Below are 17,383 nucleotides of genomic sequence, written 5' to 3' on the forward strand. Positions count from 1 at the left end.
GACCCCGCGTCACCCAGGAGGAACCATGCCCGTGCCCGCCGCGCTGGACACGCTCGACGTGTTCGGCACCCACGGCGCGCTGCCGATCGCGCTCGCCGGCGCGGTGCTCGTGGTGATCGCGTGGGGGCTCGGGTCGCTGTTCGGGCACGGGCGGCGGACCGCGCTGTGGGTCGCGATGCTCACGTGCCTCGCGGTGATCGGCTGGCTCACGATCGGGCTGACGGTGGTGACGCACACGGGCGGCACCGGCGGCGTCAACCTCACGCCCGGTCAGGAGATCCAGCGCGCGCTCGAGACGGGCGCGCGCGAGCCGTGGCTGAACCTCGTCGGCAACATCGTGCTCTTCATCCCGTTCGGGACCGTGGCGGCGCTGCTCACCCGCTCGGGGCTGGTGCTGCGGGTGCTGACGGGCACCGCGCTGGGGTTCGCGCTGTCCGCGTGCATCGAGGCGACCCAGTACCTGCTGGGGCGGGTCGCCGACGTCGACGACATCATCCTCAACACCTCCGGCGCCTTCCTGGGGGCGCTCGCGGCGGCGCTGGTGCTGGCGCTCGGGGCCGGGGACCCCTCGTCCAGGCGGGGGCGCGGGGCGCGTTCGGAGGCGTAGGGCTGGGCGTCGGGTCGACGTCGGGCCGGCGTCGGGCCGGCGTCGGGCCGGCCGGAAGGCCGCCGCTAGCATGGGGGGCGGGCCTCTAGCTCAGTCGGTAGAGCAGCGGACTTTTAATCCGTAGGTCGTGGGTTCGAGCCCCACGGGGCCCACTCCGGGAGAGGCGCGCGGCTCAGCCCGCGAGGAACCGCGCGAGGATGGGCGTGACCACGTCCGGCAACTCGTAGTGGGCGAGGTGCCCGACCCCCTCGATCTCGCGGTACTCGAGATCCGGCAGGAACTCCCGCAGCCTGCGCATCTGCGCCTCCGGCAGCTTCTGGTCCTCGGTGCCGTACGTCAGCAGCACGGGGATCCCCTGCTCCTTGACCGCCTGGTAGCAGGCCGTCGCGGGCCGCAGCGCATCGCCCCTGAGGTTCGCGAGCACCGCGCGGCGCTTCCCCTCGAACTCGAACTGCCGCATCACCTCGGGCTGGAGCGCCTCCCGGGCACCGGGGTCGACCATCGCATCGGCGAGATCGGCGAGACGCCGGTCGGGGACGATGCGCTGCGCCAGCTCCCCGAGGCCGCGGGCGGTGACGATGCGGAAGAGCACGCTGCCCGAGCCGGGCAGGTCGTCGAAGAACGGCGCGAGGAGCGCCAGACGGCTCACCCTGCCGGGGTGCGACGCGGCGAAGCACGCGGCGATGCTCCCACCCTGGGAGGATCCCGCCATCCGGACCGGACCCGTGATGCCGAGCGCGTCGAGCAGCTCCGTCAGCTGCGTGTCGTAGAGGCTCCTGTCGTACGTGGGCAGGTCGGGCCGGTCGGAGAACCCGTGGCCGAGCACGTCGTAGCGCAGCACCCTGAGCCCCGCGTCGACGAGCCCGGCGACGGTCCTGTCCCACGTGACGTACGGGGCGGCGTTGCCGTGGACGAGGACCACGGTCGGCGCGTCCCGATCGCCCACGAGCTCGTAGTGCGTGACCCCCGTCGGGAGGTCGAGGAAGCTGCCCGGCAGCCCCTGTCGCGTCTCCGCCGTGAGCCTCGGCTTCCCCTGGTCCGACATGTCGCCACCGTCCTTCGTCTGGCGCGCACGGGTCCGGGGTCTCGGTCGCTTCTCCGGGGCCTCGCGGGCCCTCGGTCTCCCTTCAATCGTAGGAGCCTGGGCGGCCGGGCGCCGGGCGCCGGATGGCTACCCGTCGCTCTCGCGCGGCGTCATGTACCACTCGACGAACCGCTGCGCGCGGCCGTCCGGCGCGAACCAGACCTCCCACAGGTTCGTGTACTTCTCGTCGCCCGGGTAGTCGACGGTGCCCTTGACGATGCCGAGCTCGTCGTTCTCGATCAGCACGGCGAGGTCGTGGACGGGGACGCCCGGCTCGGGCTCCTTCCATGACTCGAGGATCGCGTCGATCCCCCGCACCGGCTCCTCGTCGTTCGGCCGGAACCAGTACTCCGCGTCGTCGGTGAAGATCGCGCGGACGTCCTCGTCCGCCTTCGTCTCCCACGCCTTGATGTAGCCGTCCAGCCAGTCGCTCGCTCGGGTCATGGTTCGTATCTACCGTCGCGGCGGTCGCGGCGCTACCGAGCGTCCGTGCCGCGCGCATCGTCCCTGACAATCGCCGCTAGTCTCGGGGCACACCTACGACGCTCGGGGGACCATGCCGGCCAGGAGAACCGCTCGCCTCTCGGCTGCCGTGGGGGTGCCGCTGCTCGCCGCCGTCGCCGCGGCGGCCGTCTATCTCGGCACCGCGTCCGCGGGGGACGATGCCGCCGCCGCGCGGGAGCCGAGCGGCGTCGAGGCCTCCGCCACCGCATCGTCCACCCCCGTCGCGTCCGCCGAGCCGAGCCCGACCGCCGAGCCCGCCCCCGCCTGGACGCCGGCGCCGTACGCCGTGGACTACCCGCTCTACGGCTCCACCGAGATGGTCCGCTTCATCGAGTCGGCGATCGTGGCCGAGCGCGCCTACTTCGACATCGGCTGGTGGACGATGGGCACGACCGGCCGCAAGGCGGTGAACGATGCGGTGCGCGAGATCGTGATCCAGAACCCGTACGCGCTGATCGACAGCGCGCAGGTCTACGTGGGCCCGAGCGGCCAGGCGACGCAGCTGACGCCCGGGTACCAGTACGACCTCAGCACACGTGTCGAGCGACGCGAGGAGACGCTTCGCGCGGTGACGACGGCCCTCGAGTCGCTCGAGCTCGACGGGCTGTCGAAGGTCGCGAAGGTCGAGGCGATCCACGACTACGTGGCGCGCGCCGCCACCTACGACTGGGACGCGGCCGCGCGCATCGACGCCGGCGAGGATGCGCCCGAGTCGCAGGAGGCCTACGGGATCCTCGTCACCGGGACCGCGGTGTGCGGGGGGTACGCGGATGCGTTCAACGCGATCGCGCGGGCCGCGGGGCTGGACACCGTCGTCGTCACCGGGAAGGTCGACCGCGACGGCGACACCATCCGGCACGCGTGGAACATGGTCCGGATCAAGGGCGCCTGGCGCGTGGTCGACGTCACCTGGGACGACCTCGACGTGGAGCCGGTGCCGCACGACTACCTGCTGCTCGCCCAGGACGACCCGCTGCTCGACAGCCGCACGGCGGACAAGACCTGGATGGTCGACTCGCGGATCGCGGACTACGCCGGCTGACGCCGACCACGAGGTCACCGGGTCGCCCGATCACCGCACGCGATAGGTCACCAGCACCGCACCCGCAGGGAAGCGCCGCTCCGCGACGAGCTCGAGGTCCACCCGCAGCCCCTCGGGGAACACGGGCGTCCCGCCGCCGATCACCACGGGCGCGAAGGCGAGCTGCACCTCGTCCACGAGCCCGGCGCGCAGGGCCGCGGCGGCGAGGGTGGGTCCGGCGACGGAGAGGTCGAGCTCGGACGACTCCTTGAGCGCCCGCACCTCGTCCGCGTCGAAGCGGCGCGCCACCCGCGCGCGCGGGATCCCGGGGTCGTCGAGGCCGCTCGAGTAGACGATCTTGTCGACCGCGCACCAGGCGTCCGCATAGGCGCGCATGTGCGGCTCGAGGTCGGGCTCCTTGCGGAAGTCCTCCCACACGCGCATGACCTCATGGATCCGCCGCCCGTACAGGAAGGTGCCGGTGCGCCGTGTGAGCTCGGTGAAGTAGTCGTGCAGCTCGACGTCGGGCTCGGACCAGCCGAACTCGCCGTTGGCGTCGTTGACGTACCCGTCGAGCGAGCAGTTCATGGCGTAGATGAGCCGACCCATGGTTCACCGTACGTCGGCCGACGGTCGCGCGCGGGGTGTCGGCGCATCGTCCTAGGGTGGGCTCATGACCCTCCCCACCCTCACGCTCAATGACGGCCACTCGATCCCCGCGCTCGGCTTCGGCACGTACCCCCTGGTGGGCGACGAGGGCGGGCGCGCGGTGCTGTCCGCGCTCGAGCACGGCTACCGGATCCTCGACTCCGCGGTGAACTACGAGAACGAGGGCATCGTCGGGCGCGCGCTGCGCGACTTCCTCCGCGAGTCGGGCGTGCCGCGCCACGAGATCACGGTGCAGTCCAAGCTGCCCGGCCGCCACCACTCCTACGAGCGTGCGATCGCGTCCGGCGAGGAGTCGCGCGCGCGTCTCGGCGTCGACCGCCTCGACGTGCTGCTCATCCACTGGCCCAACCCGATCACGGGCCTCTACAAGGAGGCGTGGCGGGCGCTCGTCGAGCTGCGCGAGCGCGGCGTCGTGCGCACCATCGGCGTCTCGAACTTCAACGAGCGCCTGCTCGACGACATCATCTCCGACACCCACGTGGTCCCCGCGATCAACCAGGTCGAGCTGCACCCCTACTTCCCGCAGGTGGATCTCCTCGAGCGGCACAAGGAGCTGGGCATCGTCACGCAGGCGTGGAGCCCGCTCGGCAAGCGGCAGGCACCGTACGGCGAGCCGGTGGTCGTCGCGGCGGCGGATCGTCTGGGCGTCACGCCCGCGCAGGTGATCCTGCGGTGGCACCTCGAGCGGGGCACCCTGCCGCTGCCGAAGTCCGCGACCCCGTCGCGTCAGGTCGAGAACCTCGCGGCGGCCGGCTTCTCGCTCACCGCCGACGAGGTCGACGCGATCACCGCCCTCGGCCGCCCCGACGGCCGCCTCTTCGACGGCGACCCCGAGACCCACGAGGAGATGTAGTGGGGACGATGCGCGTCACAGCACGTGAATGAAGCCCAGCACCACCGAGACGGTGGTGGCGAGCCCGAGCCCCAACGTGGGCAGCATGGTCTCGTTGCGCTGCGAGTGCACCACGGTGGCCGCACCCATGTCGATCGCGAGGCCCGCCGCGGCGAGCGGCGCGAGGACGGGCGCGATGCCCGTGGCGAGCGGCAGGATGAGACCCAGCGCGCCCAGCACCTCCGCGACACCGATCCCCTTGATGCTGCCGGGCCGGAAGTCGTCGGTCCATCCCTGACCCGACGCGCGCAGCTCCTCCTTGGTGCGCAGCAGCTTCATCCCGCCCGCGACGAGGAAGAACACTGCGAGGACCCCGTTGAGGATCCAGAGCGCGGTGAGCATGACGTCCCCCTTCCGTCACCTCCAGGCAACCACGGCGGTGCCGTGCGCGCCACCCCGGCCCGCGCATCGTGCCTGGCTACGGGACGATGCGCTCAGGCGGCGTCCTGCTCGGCCTCCATGCGCGCGTTGAAGTCGCGCTTGCTCGACTGCCAGCCGTCCTCGTCCATGCCGCTGCGCCAGTAGCCGGAGATCGAGACGCGGTCGCGCGGGATCCCGAGGTCGTTGAAGAGGTGCCGACGGAGCGGCTTGACCATGTCGGCGTTGCCGTGGACGAAGGCCTCGACGGACGCGGGGCTCCCGGGAGCGGGCGCGTCGAGGACGGCGCGGGTGAGCGCCTCACCGTAGCCGTCGTCGGGCCCGCGATGGATCCAGTGGACCTCCGTGTTCACGGTGGTCGGGAGGGGCTGCTCCTCGGCCGCCGAGGCGACCTCGAGGTAGACCTCGACGCGCGCATCGTCCCTGGTCGCGCGCAGGTGCTCGAGGGCGGCGGCGATCGCGGGAAGCGCGGACTCGTCGCCGACGAGGAGGTGGAGGTCGGCGTCGGGCGCGGGCGCCCAGCCGCCGCCGGGGCCGACGAAGCTCAGGGCGTCGCCGGGCTGCGCCGCCGCGGCCCACGGGCCCGCGAGGCCCTGGTCGCCGTGGATCACGAAGTCGAGCGCGAGCTCGCGCGCGGCGCGGTCGAGGGACCGGATCGTGTACGTGCGGGTGACGTCGCCGAGCTTCAGCTTCACGTAGTGGTCCGTGAAGGTGAGGTCGGGGAGCGCGTCGAGGTCGGGGCCGGTGAGGACCACGCGGACCATGCTCGGCGCGATGCGGTGCGTGCGGACCACGGTGAGCGTGCGCACGGGGCGACTCGGGCGGTCCGGGCGGCCGGCGTTGGAAGGGCTGTTCGGGCGGGGACTTGCCATGCACTCATCGTATGCGGGATCGCAGGCGATCCTTGCGAGCGCGGCTTCTCCACAAGCAGCACCCCGTTTGTCCGGATTGTCAGACCCCGGTGGTGTGATGGATCCATGGACATCCCGCACCTGTTCGACGCCGATCCCGGGGGCACGCCCGGGGTCGACGCGTTCGGGCATGCGTGCCTGGAGGCGCGGGTGGCGGTGGGGACGATGCGGGACTTGGCGGCGGTGGAGGGCACGCCGAACGTGGTGGCGCGGCTGGGTGATGCGGCGCAGCTGGCCCGCGAGGTCGACATGGTGCTGGCGCGCACCGCGCGGGACGTCGAGCACCTGTCGGACGTGCCCGGCGGCGGCGTGGCGCGGCGGCACGGTCATCGCAGCGCGGCGGACCTGGTCGCCGCGACCATGGGCACCACGCGGGCCGAGGCGCACCGGCTCCTCGAGGTCGGGCGGGCGCTGGAGGAGATGGAGCACTCCCGCGGCGGTCCCGAGCCCGATCCCGAGAACGAAAACGAGAACGAGAACGAGAACGAGAACGAGGATGATCCTGCCGGCCCGTCCGACGAGGGCGAGGGGCACCCCGACGACAACCCTGACGATGATCCGGAGGACGACCCGCCTGCCGCGAAGACGCAGCCGCGCTACCCGGCGGTCGCGGCCGCGCTGGACCGTGGGGTGATCTCCGCGGACTGCGGCTCGCAGATCATCGTCATGCTCGACTCGCTGTCCACGGACGTGTCCGACGAGCGCAAGCAGGAGGCCGCCGCGGAGCTGGTCGAGCGCGCGATAGGGCTGGACGCGACCCGCTTCGCCCGCATCGTGGGCCGTTTCAAGGCCGCCCTCGACGTCGAGCAGCACCAACGCAACCTCGCCCGGATGCGCCGCCAACGTCGGCTGCGGATATGGGAGAACCGTGCCGGGATGCTCGTCATCAACGGCGAGCTCGACCCCGAGAGCGCCGCCCCGGTACGCGCGGTGCTGGACGCGCTGGTCGGGGACGCCATGCGTGCCAGCCGCGACAACCCGGGGATCGACGAGCGAGCCACCGACCAGATGCGCGCCGACGCCCTCGCAGCCCTGTGCCGCCACGGCATGTCGTGCGAAGCCACCGATCTGCCCCTGGCCAACGTCACCGTCGTCGTCCGGATCCAGGAGAAGGACCTCCGCAGCGGGCTCGGCCTGGGCGAGGTCGACGGCTGCACGCCGCCCATCGACATCGCCACCTCACGCCGCATGGCCGCGAACGCCTTCGTCATCCCCGCCGTCCTCGGCGGCCAGGGCGAGCTGCTCGACCTCGGCCGCAAGCGCCGCCTCTTCACCAAGGCTCAACGCATCGCCATCGGCGAACGCGACGGCGGCTGCGCCTTCTGCGGCGCCCCTCCCGCCTGGGCCGAGATCCACCACATCCGCTGGTGGATCCACGGCGGACGCACCAGCATCGACAACGGCGTGCTCCTGTGCAGCCACTGCCACCACGTCATCCACGACCAAGGCTGGGACATCCGCGCCACCGCCACCGAGATCTGGTTCATCCCACCCGCGACAGTCGACCCCGCCCGCGAACCCAGGGTGGGAGGCCGCGCACGCTTCGGCCCGCCCCGCGCCTGGCGCTGCACCACCACCGACCCCGCACCCCAGGAGCCGCCGCCAGGCGACCCGCCGGACGGCAGACGCGACGCCGCCTAGCTTCGGGAGATGGCGGCCCCCGACGCGGTGAGGCGTGTCCGCCCGGCCTCCACACCCCCGGCTCCCGCGTCCATCCCACAGCCGTCCCACACCCCTTCGGCGCCAATCTCACGCCAATCGCGCGCCCCTCGCGCACCCCTGCCTCGCTCCCTCCCGCTCCCCGCTGCGCAGCCGTCGCCACTGGCGTCCGGACCAGGCCCGACACTGGTCGAGAGTCCCGACGCGTGGCACCCTGCGTCGATAGGATGGAGGTACCGACGAAGCCGTCCCCCCTCCCCACGAAGGAACCCCATGCGCGACACGTACGCGAGGGCCGAGAAGATCGTCTCGACCCTGTCCACCGACGACAAGATCCGCCTGGTCTCGGGCCGGGACGCCTGGACGACCGAACCCGTCGACGAGCACGGGGTCCCGTCGATCATGCTGACGGACGGCCCCCACGGCGTGCGGAAGCAGGTCGTCGCGACGGACCACATCGGCATCAACAACGCCGCCCCCGCCACCTGCTTCCCTACCGCGGTCACGCTCGGGTCCACGTGGGACCCGGAGCTCATCGAGGAGGTCGGTGCCGCGCTCGGCCGCGAGAGCCGCGCCAACGATGTGGCCGTCCTGCTCGGTCCCGGCCTCAACATCAAGCGCCACCCGGCGGGCGGCCGCAACTTCGAGTACTTCTCCGAGGACCCGTTCCTCTCCGGCAAGATGGCAGCCGCGATGGTCCGCGGCATCCAGTCGCAGGGTGTCGGCGCGTGCCTCAAGCACTACGCCGCGAACAACCAGGAGTTCTTCCGGATGTCGATCGACACCGTCGTCGACGACAGGACGCTGCGCGAGCTCTACCTCACCGGTTTCGAGATCGCGGTCAAGGAGTCCCAGCCCTGGACCGTGATGTGCTCGTACAACAAGGTCAACGGCGAGCACGCGGACATCAGCCGCACGCTCCTCACCGATATCCTCCGCGACGAGTGGGGCTTCGACGGCCTCGTGATGTCGGACTGGCACGCCGTCTCCGACAGGGCGCTCGGGATCTGCGCGGGGCTCGATCTCGAGATGCCCGGCAGCGACGGCTCCTGGGACTCGCAGGTGGACGCGGCGCACAACTCGGGCCTGCTCACCACCGCCGAGCTCGACCTCGCTGTCACCCGCGTCATCGACCTCGCGCTCCGCACCCAGAACGACAAGGGCTCATCGCAGGTCGACCCCGCCGCCCACCACGAGCTCGCCCGCCGCGCCGCCGCGGCCGGCACCGTGCTGCTCACCAACGACGGCATCCTGCCGCTCGAGCGCACCGGCAGCATCGCGGTGATCGGATCCTTCGCCAAGAAGCCCCGCTACCAGGGCGCCGGCTCGTCGCTCGTCACCCCGACACAGGTCGACACGTTCATCGAGGCGCTCCGCGCCTCCGTCGGCGACGCCGCCGAGGTGCACTACGCGCAGGGCTACGACGCCGCCACCGGCGAGACGGAGGAGGCGCTGCTCGCCGAGGTCCGCGATGCCGCGCGCAAGGCCGACGTCGTCATCGTCCTCGCCGGCCTGCCCGACTCCTACGAGTCCGAGGGCTTCGACCGCGAGCACCTCCGCCTCCCCGACGGCCACATCGCCACCATCGCCGCCGCGACCGAGGCGAACCACCGCACCGTCGTCGCGCTCCTCAACGGCGCACCCATCGAGATGCCCTGGTCGGACGGCCCCGCGGCCATCGTCGAGGCCTACCTCGGCGGCCAGGCCGGCGGCTCCGCGCTCGCCGACGTGATCCTCGGCGACGTCGCGCCCGGCGGCCGCCTCGCCGAGTCCTTCCCCGTCTCGGCCTCCGACCTGCCCGCGGCCCGCGACTTCGCGCGCCACGCCAAGCAGGTCCAGTACCGCGAGGGTCTCTACGTCGGCTACCGCTTCCACGACGCCGCGGGCGTGCCCGCCCGCTTCCCGTTCGGGCACGGCCTCACCTACACGGCCTTCGACCACTCCGGGCTCACCGTGCGCAAGACCAAGGACGGCTACTCGGTGACGGTGACGGTCACCAACGTCGGCCCGCGCGCCGGCTCCGAGGTGGTGCAGGTGTACGTGCGCGACCCCGAGTCGACCGTGTACCGCCCCGAGAAGGAGCTCAAGGGCTTCGCGAAGGTCCACCTCGAGCCCGGCACGTCTCAGAAGGTCACCGTCCGGCTCGACCGTCGCGCCCTCGCGGTGTGGGACGTCCGCTCGCAGGAGTGGCGCGTCGAGACGGGCGGCTACGAGATCCTCGTCGGCGCATCGTCCACCGACATCCGCGCCCGCCGCACCGTCACGGTCACCGAGGGCCAGGCCGTCTTCCCCGCCCACGGACCCTCCGCCTTCGTCGCGACCGACGACGAGTTCCGGACGATGCTCGGCTCCGAGATCCCGCCCGTGCCGACAGCGGTGCCGTTCCACCGTGACTCGACCACCGCGGATCTCCACGAGACCGCGACCGGACGGATGTTCGCGGGCATGATGACGCAGCAGGCGGGCCGCTCCTACGACTGGGACAACGCCGACGCGAGCACCCGCCGCATGTTCGAGACCAACGTGCGCAGCGCTCCGCTGCGCCAGGTCGCGATGGGCAGCGAAGGCAAGATGTCGTTCGCCAGCCTCGACCGGCTCATCCGCATCCTCAACCTCACGTCCGCCAAGGCCTGGCGCGAGCACGGCTGAGCCGCCCCCGCCCTCCCGCCGACCGCACAGCGGGCGGGAGGGCGGGCACGACGGCCGGACGATGCGCCACGCCCGGACCGCGCCGCGCCGACGCCTCGCCCGGGCCGCGCCGACGCCGCGCCCGCGCCTCACCCGCGCCACGCCCGCGCATCCCGGGGCGCAAGGGGGCAGGATGGGTGACGAAGCACCCCTGGCAACGGCCGGGGCCGCGCTACCAGGGGAGGCGTCATGACGACCACGAGCACCAAGCCTCGCGAACCGATGACCCGGGGGGACCTGGCGCGCTGGGTGTTCTGGCCCTCGGCGGTCCTCATCCTGGGCTTCGCCGCCTTCGCGATCATGGCGCCGGGCGTCGCCGAGAGCCTCTTCGACACCATCCAGAGCGACATCATCAACGCGTTCGGCTGGTACTACGTCCTCATCGCCGCCTTCTTCGTGGTGGTGACGCTCTACCTGGGCTTCAGCCGGTACGGCGACATCACGCTCGGCAAGGACGGCGAGGAGCCGGCCTTCAGCAAGTTCTCCTGGTACGCGCTCCTCTTCGCCGCCGGCATGGGCATCGGCCTCGTGTTCTACGGCGTCTCCGAGCCGCTCGCCCACTACGCCGACCCGCGACCCGGCGTGACCGGATCCGAGACCCAGCTCGCGCAGTCCGCGATGTCGCAGACCTTCCTGCACTGGGGCCTCCACGCGTGGTCGATCTACATCGTCGTCGGCCTCGCGATCGCCTACGCGGTCCACCGGCGCGGCCGGCCGGTCTCGATCCGCTGGTCCCTCGAGCCGCTCCTCGGCAAGCATGTCGAGGGCCGCTGGGGCAACGTCATCGACATCACCGCGGTCCTGGGCACGCTGTTCGGCATCGCGACCTCGCTCGGCCTGGGCGTCCTGCAGATCTCCGCGGGCCTGTCCTCCGCCGGCATCGCCGAGCCGACCACCACCACGCAGGTGGTCCTCATCGTGATCATCACGATCATCACCCTCTTCTCCCTGCTCACGGGTCTCGCCCGCGGCATGAAGTGGCTGTCGAACATCAACCTCACGCTCGCCGCGGTGCTGCTGCTCTACGTGCTCTTCACCGGGCCGACGCTGTTCCTGCTGCGCGAGTTCGTGCAGTCGATCGGCAACTACATCCAGAACTTCGTGGGCCTGAGCTTCAACGTCTCCGCCTACGCGGGTGCCGAGGGCGCTGCCTGGCAGGCGAGCTGGACCACCTTCTACTGGGGCTGGTGGATCTCCTGGGCGCCCTTCGTCGGCATCTTCATCGCCCGCGTCTCGAAGGGCCGCACCGTGCGCGAGTTCGTGTGGGGCGTCCTCCTCGTCCCCGCGATGATCACGTTCTTGTGGTTCGCCGTCATGGGCGGCACCGCCCTGTACCAGGAGCTGTTCGGGGGCGGCGGGCTCATCGGCGCGGACGGCTCGATCGACTACGAGGGCGCCCTGTTCGACATGCTCGGCAATCTGCCAGGCGGAGCCGTCGCCAGTCTCGGAGCCATCCTGCTCGTCGGCATCTTCTTCGTGACGTCCTCCGACTCCGGCAGCTTCGTCCTGTCGATGCTCACCTCGGGCGGGAAGGAGACGCCGGCCCGCTGGGTGCGCGTCTTCTGGGCGTGCACCACCGCCGCCGTCGCGATCGCGCTGCTGCTCTCCGGCGGGCTCACGGCCCTCCAGACTGCGGCCATCATCACCGCCCTGCCGTTCAGCTTCGTCATGATCGGCATGGTCGTGTCGCTGTTCCGCGCCTTCGAACGCGAGCATCGCGCGTACCTGCGCGCCACCCGGCAGCAGTTCGTCGAGCACATCGCCGATACCTACGGGCTCGAGCCGTCGACCACCGAGATCGCTCAGCCCCGGCTGCGGATGGGGTGGCGGCGACGGCGGCGGGACGATGCGACGGCCCAGCAGCAGTCCGCCGCCGGCCAGGCCGCGGCACCGGCGACGGGGACCGCGCCACCATCGGGAGAGGCGTCCGCGACGGCGGGCGCCACCACCGACACCGCCGGGGACTCCGCACCGCACTACGAGTCGCTCGACACCGACAGCATCGCGATCGCGCATCGCGACGTCGAGGAGGCGGCCGCCGAGTCCGCCGCGCCCGAGCCGCCGCCCGGGAGCGACGAGGACAAGGGGGCCTGAACCCGCATCGGGCCCTAGCCTGAGCGCATGCGGTTCTCGTACGCGCTCGGGCTCCCCCGACAGCTCGTCCTGTCCGTGACCGCGGTGTCGGCGGTCGAGATCCCCGTCGCGCACCTGCTGCTGGCCCGCTGGAACGGCACCGTCGCGCTCGCGATCACGGCGCTGTCCATCGCGTTCATCGCCTGGGTCCTCGTCGACTGGGCGGCCGCGGTCCGCCGGCCGGTCACGCTCGACGCCACCACCCTCACCCTGCGCCGCGGCCTCCGCGCGCCGGTCGACGTCCCCGTCGACCGCATCGTCTCCGTCCGGTCGGTCGCCTCGAACGACGGCCTGCCGAAGGCCGCGCTGCACACCGTCTACGCGGGCGAGGCCGCCCTGGTCGTCGAGCTCGACGACGGCACCGCGCACGCGGTCGCCGTCGACGACCCGTCAAGCCTGCTGCGGGCCCTCGAGGCGGTCATCGGTCCCGCCCGCGCGGGGTTAGAGTCGCAGGCATGAACACCCGCACGCCCGCCCTCGTCCATGGCACGCGACCGCTGCTCCGCACGGTCATGTCGGTCCGTGGCGGGTGGGCGCTGATGTCCGACGGCGACTCGATGATCGCCTGGCGGGTAGGCGCGCACGCCGCCGCGCTGCTCGTGGTGGGCGCGCAGGTCGCGGACCACGGCGACGGACGATGCACGACCCCCGGCGGCATGGTCGCCTACCGGGAGGCCGACGAGGAGGGCGACATGGCGGCCCGGACCTCCGCGCGCGGCGCGACCCGCGCATCGTTCGCCCTCGCCGCCTGACCGCTCCCCGCCGGCCTCAACCGGCCTCGGGCGGCAGCGTGAGCACGCAGATCTCGACCGCGCCCTCGGGCCCCTCCGGGCCCTCGCGGGGCATGTCGAGGTAGAGCTCGTACCAGGACGCGTAGTCGTCGCCGGTGGTCGTGTGCGCGGAGGCGGGCGCGACCCCGGCTGGCCCCCATGAGTCCATGAGCGCGCGGGTGACCTCGCCGATCCCCGAGTAGGGCCCCTCGTGGCGGGCCACCGAGTACTCCCCCTCGGGCAGGATGTCGGGCTCGATCGGCGAGCCCTCGAGGTCGGCGGCGTCGACGAGGTGCCCGACCTCGATCGAGAAGGTGCCGTCCGGGCGCGCGGAGACGTAGCGGATCACGGCGCCGCGCGGCGCGATCCCGCGCGAGGCGAGCAGCGCCGCCACCCGGTCGAACTCCTCGCGGACCACGCGCGGCAGCTGCGCGAGCGAGACATCCATCGGCATCGCGACGTAGGCGCGTGCGGGCAGGTGCTGGAGGCCGCTCATCATCGGTACTCCGGGTTGGGGTGGTCGAAGCGCGCGCCCGCGTCCCACTCGCGGCGCGAGTTGCCGCCGGCCGGGAAGCCGCCGCCGTCCTTGAGCCACCGTGCGACGTGCATGAGGTTCCACGTCATGAAGGTGGTGTTGCGCTGCGTGAAGTCGTTCTCGGGGCCGCCGCTGCCCTCGTCGAGGTACGACGGGCCGGGCCCGGCCTCCCCGATCCATGCGGCGTCCGCGTTCGGCGGGATCGTGTACCCGAGGTGCTGCAGCGAGTAGAGCACGTTCATCGCGACGTGCTTGGCGCCGTCCTCGTTGCCCGTCACCACGACGCCGGCGGCCCGACCGTAGTAGAGGTACTGCCCACGGTCGTTGAGGTCGCCCGACAGCCCGTAGAGTCGCTCGATCACGCGCGTCGCGACCGAGGACTTGTCTCCCAGCCAGATCGGGGTGCCGAGCAGCAGGATGTCCGCGTCGAGGATCCGGGGGGCGAGGGACGGCCAGTCGTCGCGGTCCTGGGAGCCGCCTGGCACGTCCTCGCGCATGTCCGGGTACACGCCCGGCGCGAGGACGTGATCGACCGCGCGGACGACGTCGACCTCGACGCCCTGGGCCCGCATGATCGCGATCGCGACGTCGAGCAGCCCCTGCGTATGCGAGAGGGTGGGCGACGGCTTGAGGGTGCAGTTCACGACCACGGCCGTGAGGTCCGAGAAGCCCGGGGTGCTCATGCCCTCGACGCTACGTCAGGCGCGCGGTCCTGTCAGGGCGGGAGCGTCGGTGAGGGCGGGCGGAAGCACGGCTCAGCGGACCGTGCCCTCGACGTCGATCGCCTCGGCCCGCAGGCCCGCCTCGTACCGCTGCTTCTCGCGCGTCACCAGCACGATCAGGATGCCCCACAGGCCCGCATCGTCCACCAGCCCGAGCGGGCCGAGGACCAGCTCCGGGATGAGGTCGAGCGGCCACAGCGTGTAGAGCACCGCGCCCGCGCCCGCGATCCATGTCATCGGCGCGAGCCGGTGCTCGCCGTTCCGGACCGCCTTGAGGAAGCTCATCCACATGCGCCCAGTATGCGCCCTCGCGCCGCGCACGCGTCAGACGACCTCGCGCAGCATCCCCGTGTGGACGTCGAAGACGAAGCCGCGCACCTGGGTGGCGTCGACGAGGAACGGGTTGCGACGCAGGCGCTCCATCGACTGGCGCAGGTCCGCGTCGAGGTCCTTGAACGACTCGGGGCTCCACGTGGGCTTGAGGCCGGTCTCGTCGAGGAGCTGGTTGCGGAGCTCGTCGTCGGTGAAGGTGAGGGCACCGCAGTCGGTGTGGTGGACGAGGATGATCTCGCGCGTGCCGAGCTTGCGCTGCGAGATCACCAGGGAGCGCACCATGTCGTCGGTGATGACGCCGCCGGCGTTCCTCATGATGTGCGCGTCGCCGACCTCGAGACCGAGCAGCGCGAACACGTCGAGACGGGAGTCCATGCACGCGACCACCGCGAGCTGACGGCGGGGCGGCAGCGGCCGGTCCGGCGTGTACGTGGTGGCGTACTCGGCGTTGTTGGCGACGAGCTCGTCGGCGATTCCCATGGGTGCTCCTTCGGGGACGGGTTGCGGGCCCAGCCTAATCTGCCTCTTGTCGTGGGCCGATGCTGTTGCAACGATGAAGCCATGCCGCGCGCCCTCGTCACCGGAGCCGCCCAGGGCCTGGGCTCGGAGATCGCCCGCCGCCTCGGCGCGCTCGGCTACGAGGTGGTGGTGCATGGCCGGGACGCCGCACGCACCGAGGTCGCGCTAGCCGCCGCGCCGGGTGCCGTCGCGGGCGTCACCGGCAGGCTCGACTCCCTCGCGTCCACGCGGCTCCTGGCGGACGATGCGCGCGGCCGGGGGCCGTACGACGTGATCGTCCACAACGCGGCCCTGGGGCCCGACCAGGACCGGCCGATCCTCACCGAGGACGGGCTCGAGCGCATCGTCCAGGTGAACGTGGTGGCCCCGTACCTGCTGTGCGCGCTGCTGTCGATGCCCCGCAGGATGGTGATCATCGGCTCCGACTCCGCTGCGCAGGGCGAGCCGCGCGTCGACCTGTCACCGCCCGATCCGTGGAACGGCCGTCAGGCGTACGCGAACTCGAAGCTGCTCGCCACGATGCTCGCCTTCGAGCTCGCGGCACGGCACACCGACCGGCCGGTCAACGTGGTCCACCCCGGGTGGCTGCGCACCCGCATGGGCGGCCCCCAGGCGGCGCTGCCGATCTCCGACGGCGCCGACACCCCCGTGTGGATGCTCACGTCCGACGAGGCGGTCCCGCGCCGCGGCGGGCAGTACGTGCACAAGCGTCACGCCGAACCCGCCCCGCCTGCCGCGCACGACCTCGCCCTGCGCGCCGCGCTCGTCGAGCGCCTCGCCCAGGTCTCGGGCGAACACCTGCACTGACGCGCCTAGGATGCCTGCATGACACCGCCCCGCGCCTCGATGTCGGACGTCGCCCGGCTCGCCGGGGTGTCGGGTCAGACCGTGTCGCGCGTCGCCAACGGTTCGCTCAACGTGAGCCCCGCGACGCGCCGGCGGGTGCTCACAGCCATGGAGTCGGTGGGCTACACCCCGAACACCGCCGCCAGGGCGCTGCGCAGCGGCAGCTTCGACACCATCGGCGTGATCGCGCACCGGCTCGCCCGCACCGGCGAGTCGAGCATCGTCGAGGCCGTCGTGCAGGCCGCGCGCCGGGCGGGCCACACGGTGACGCTGCTCGACATCGACTCCACCGAGCACGAGGACGTCGCCGAGGCGGCATCCCGCCTCTCCCACCAGGCCATCGACGGCCTCATCATCATCCGGGCCGAGATCGAGGACGCGGGCCGCCTGGCGCTGCCCGCGGGCCTGCCCGTCGTCGTCGCGGACGCCACCTTCGGCGGCAGGCTGCCGATGGTGGGCGCCGACCACGCACAGGGCGCGCGCGCCGCCGTCGAGCACCTGCTCGGCCTCGACCACCGCACCGTCCACCATGTCGCGGGGCCCGAGGACTCGATCCCCGCCCGGGCGCGTCTGCGCGCGTGGCGGGAGGTGCTCGAGGAGCACGGGATCGTGCCACCGGACCCTCTGCGGGGGGACTGGAGCGCGGCCTCCGGCCGCGCAGCCGGGCGTGCGCTCCTCCGGAGGGACGATGCGACGGCCGTCTTCTGCGCGAACGACGAGATGGCGGCGGGCCTCATGCAGGCGTGGACAGAAGCCGGCAGGGAGGTGCCGGCGGACCTGTCCGTCGTCGGCTTCGACGACATCCCGCTCGCCGGCTACCTTCGACCGCCGCTCACGACGGTGCGTCAGCCGTTCGCCGAGGTCGGGCGGCGGCTCGTCGAGGAGGTGCTCACCCGGATCGAGGGGGGAGCGCCGCTTCCCACACCCGGCGGCGCCGCCGAGCCGTCCATGCTGGTGGCGTGCGACCTCGTGGTGCGCGCCTCGACGGGGGCTCCGCGCGCCTGATCCAGGGGTCCCACGCGACCGGGCGGAGCGCCGGTTCGTTCCAGCGTGCTGCTCCCTCGGAGGGTGCGAAGGTGCTGCTATATGACGAAAGCCCCCCAACGGTGTTG

Annotated in this window: 19 protein-coding genes and 1 tRNA gene; 11 read left to right on the forward strand and 9 right to left on the reverse strand. The window is 72.2% G+C overall.

The genetic code is table 11. The annotated features are described in order from the left end of the window. Positions 1-25: 25 nt before the first annotated feature. On the forward strand, positions 26-607 hold the full coding sequence (locus tag QQX09_RS11160; protein ID WP_301134680.1) for a VanZ family protein: 582 nt from the start codon (positions 26-28) through the stop codon (positions 605-607). Between the two features lie 79 nt (positions 608-686). Continuing rightward, a tRNA-Lys gene (locus tag QQX09_RS11165) sits at positions 687-759 on the forward strand. Positions 760-779: 20 nt separating this feature from the next. Here QQX09_RS11165 and QQX09_RS11170 read toward each other — a convergent pair. Further along, a complete protein-coding gene (locus QQX09_RS11170) occupies positions 780-1,652 on the reverse strand; it encodes an alpha/beta fold hydrolase (protein ID WP_301134682.1) in 873 nt (290 codons plus the stop codon). A 126-nt stretch (positions 1,653-1,778) separates the two neighbouring features. Then, the gene (locus QQX09_RS11175) at positions 1,779-2,135 is read right to left on the reverse strand and encodes a nuclear transport factor 2 family protein (RefSeq protein ID WP_301134684.1); all 357 of its coding nucleotides are present in this window, start codon (positions 2,133-2,135) and stop codon (positions 1,779-1,781) included. A gap of 112 nt (positions 2,136-2,247) precedes the next feature. Between QQX09_RS11175 and QQX09_RS11180 the strand changes: the two genes are divergently transcribed. Continuing rightward, the gene (locus QQX09_RS11180) at positions 2,248-3,237 is read left to right on the forward strand and encodes a transglutaminase domain-containing protein (protein ID WP_301134686.1); all 990 of its coding nucleotides are present in this window, start codon (positions 2,248-2,250) and stop codon (positions 3,235-3,237) included. A gap of 30 nt (positions 3,238-3,267) precedes the next feature. Here QQX09_RS11180 and QQX09_RS11185 read toward each other — a convergent pair whose 3' ends face one another. Further along, positions 3,268-3,825: a dihydrofolate reductase family protein gene (locus QQX09_RS11185; RefSeq protein ID WP_301134688.1), complete on the reverse strand. Its 558-nt coding sequence runs from the start codon at positions 3,823-3,825 to the stop codon at positions 3,268-3,270. A gap of 64 nt (positions 3,826-3,889) precedes the next feature. Between QQX09_RS11185 and QQX09_RS11190 the strand changes: the two genes are divergently transcribed. Next, complete coding sequence (locus QQX09_RS11190) at positions 3,890-4,738, forward strand: aldo/keto reductase (protein WP_301134689.1); 849 nt, start codon at positions 3,890-3,892, stop codon at positions 4,736-4,738. Between the two features lie 15 nt (positions 4,739-4,753). Here QQX09_RS11190 and QQX09_RS11195 read toward each other — a convergent pair whose 3' ends face one another. Together QQX09_RS11195 and QQX09_RS11200 are read right to left on the reverse strand one after the other, a co-directional pair. Next, a complete protein-coding gene (locus QQX09_RS11195) occupies positions 4,754-5,119 on the reverse strand; it encodes a DoxX family protein (RefSeq protein WP_301134691.1) in 366 nt (121 codons plus the stop codon). Positions 5,120-5,211: 92 nt separating this feature from the next. Continuing rightward, positions 5,212-5,964, reverse strand: a complete 753-nt coding sequence (locus tag QQX09_RS11200) for a siderophore-interacting protein (protein WP_301134693.1) — start codon at positions 5,962-5,964, stop codon at positions 5,212-5,214. 168 nt (positions 5,965-6,132) lie between these two features. Here QQX09_RS11200 and QQX09_RS11205 point away from each other — a divergent pair, with 168 nt between their 5' ends. The 5 genes from QQX09_RS11205 (at position 6,133) to QQX09_RS11225 (ending at position 13,298) form a co-directional block, all read left to right on the forward strand. Beyond that, complete coding sequence (locus QQX09_RS11205) at positions 6,133-7,707, forward strand: HNH endonuclease (protein ID WP_301134695.1); 1,575 nt, start codon at positions 6,133-6,135, stop codon at positions 7,705-7,707. 291 nt (positions 7,708-7,998) lie between these two features. After that, a complete protein-coding gene (locus QQX09_RS11210) occupies positions 7,999-10,374 on the forward strand; it encodes a glycoside hydrolase family 3 C-terminal domain-containing protein (protein ID WP_301134697.1) in 2,376 nt (791 codons plus the stop codon). A gap of 228 nt (positions 10,375-10,602) precedes the next feature. Beyond that, a complete protein-coding gene (locus tag QQX09_RS11215) occupies positions 10,603-12,507 on the forward strand; it encodes a BCCT family transporter (protein WP_301134699.1) in 1,905 nt (634 codons plus the stop codon). Positions 12,508-12,534: 27 nt separating this feature from the next. Further along, positions 12,535-13,005: a hypothetical protein gene (locus tag QQX09_RS11220; RefSeq protein WP_301134701.1), complete on the forward strand. Its 471-nt coding sequence runs from the start codon at positions 12,535-12,537 to the stop codon at positions 13,003-13,005. After that, positions 13,002-13,298 carry a hypothetical protein gene (locus QQX09_RS11225; RefSeq protein ID WP_301134703.1) on the forward strand — a complete coding sequence of 99 codons (297 nt, stop codon included), beginning with the start codon at positions 13,002-13,004 and terminating at the stop codon, positions 13,296-13,298. The genes QQX09_RS11220 and QQX09_RS11225 overlap by 4 nt, the downstream gene beginning before the upstream one ends. Positions 13,299-13,314: 16 nt before the next feature. On the opposite strand, the gene QQX09_RS11230 is transcribed toward QQX09_RS11225, so the two are convergent. From QQX09_RS11230 to QQX09_RS11245, 4 genes are all read right to left on the reverse strand, one after another. Continuing rightward, complete coding sequence (locus QQX09_RS11230) at positions 13,315-13,812, reverse strand: GyrI-like domain-containing protein (protein WP_301134705.1); 498 nt, start codon at positions 13,810-13,812, stop codon at positions 13,315-13,317. Then, a complete protein-coding gene (locus QQX09_RS11235) occupies positions 13,812-14,534 on the reverse strand; it encodes a flavodoxin family protein (protein WP_301134707.1) in 723 nt (240 codons plus the stop codon). The genes QQX09_RS11230 and QQX09_RS11235 overlap by 1 nt, the downstream gene beginning before the upstream one ends. A gap of 72 nt (positions 14,535-14,606) precedes the next feature. After that, the gene (locus QQX09_RS11240; protein ID WP_301134709.1) at positions 14,607-14,864 is read right to left on the reverse strand and encodes a DUF1232 domain-containing protein; all 258 of its coding nucleotides are present in this window, start codon (positions 14,862-14,864) and stop codon (positions 14,607-14,609) included. Between the two features lie 33 nt (positions 14,865-14,897). Beyond that, positions 14,898-15,386 (reverse strand): beta-class carbonic anhydrase, encoded by a 489-nt coding sequence (locus QQX09_RS11245; protein ID WP_301134711.1) that lies wholly within the window; start codon positions 15,384-15,386, stop codon positions 14,898-14,900. A gap of 81 nt (positions 15,387-15,467) precedes the next feature. On the opposite strand from QQX09_RS11245, the gene QQX09_RS11250 reads away from it, so the two are divergent. Both QQX09_RS11250 and QQX09_RS11255 read left to right on the forward strand, forming a co-directional pair. Further along, positions 15,468-16,232 (forward strand): SDR family NAD(P)-dependent oxidoreductase, encoded by a 765-nt coding sequence (locus QQX09_RS11250; protein ID WP_301134713.1) that lies wholly within the window; start codon positions 15,468-15,470, stop codon positions 16,230-16,232. A gap of 18 nt (positions 16,233-16,250) precedes the next feature. Then, entirely contained in the window at positions 16,251-17,276 is a 1,026-nt protein-coding gene (locus QQX09_RS11255) for a LacI family DNA-binding transcriptional regulator (RefSeq protein ID WP_301134715.1), read from the forward strand. Positions 17,277-17,383: the final 107 nt, after the last annotated feature.

This window comes from Demequina litoralis (genome assembly GCF_030418455.1).
Lineage (GTDB): Bacteria > Actinomycetota > Actinomycetes > Actinomycetales > Demequinaceae > Demequina > Demequina litoralis.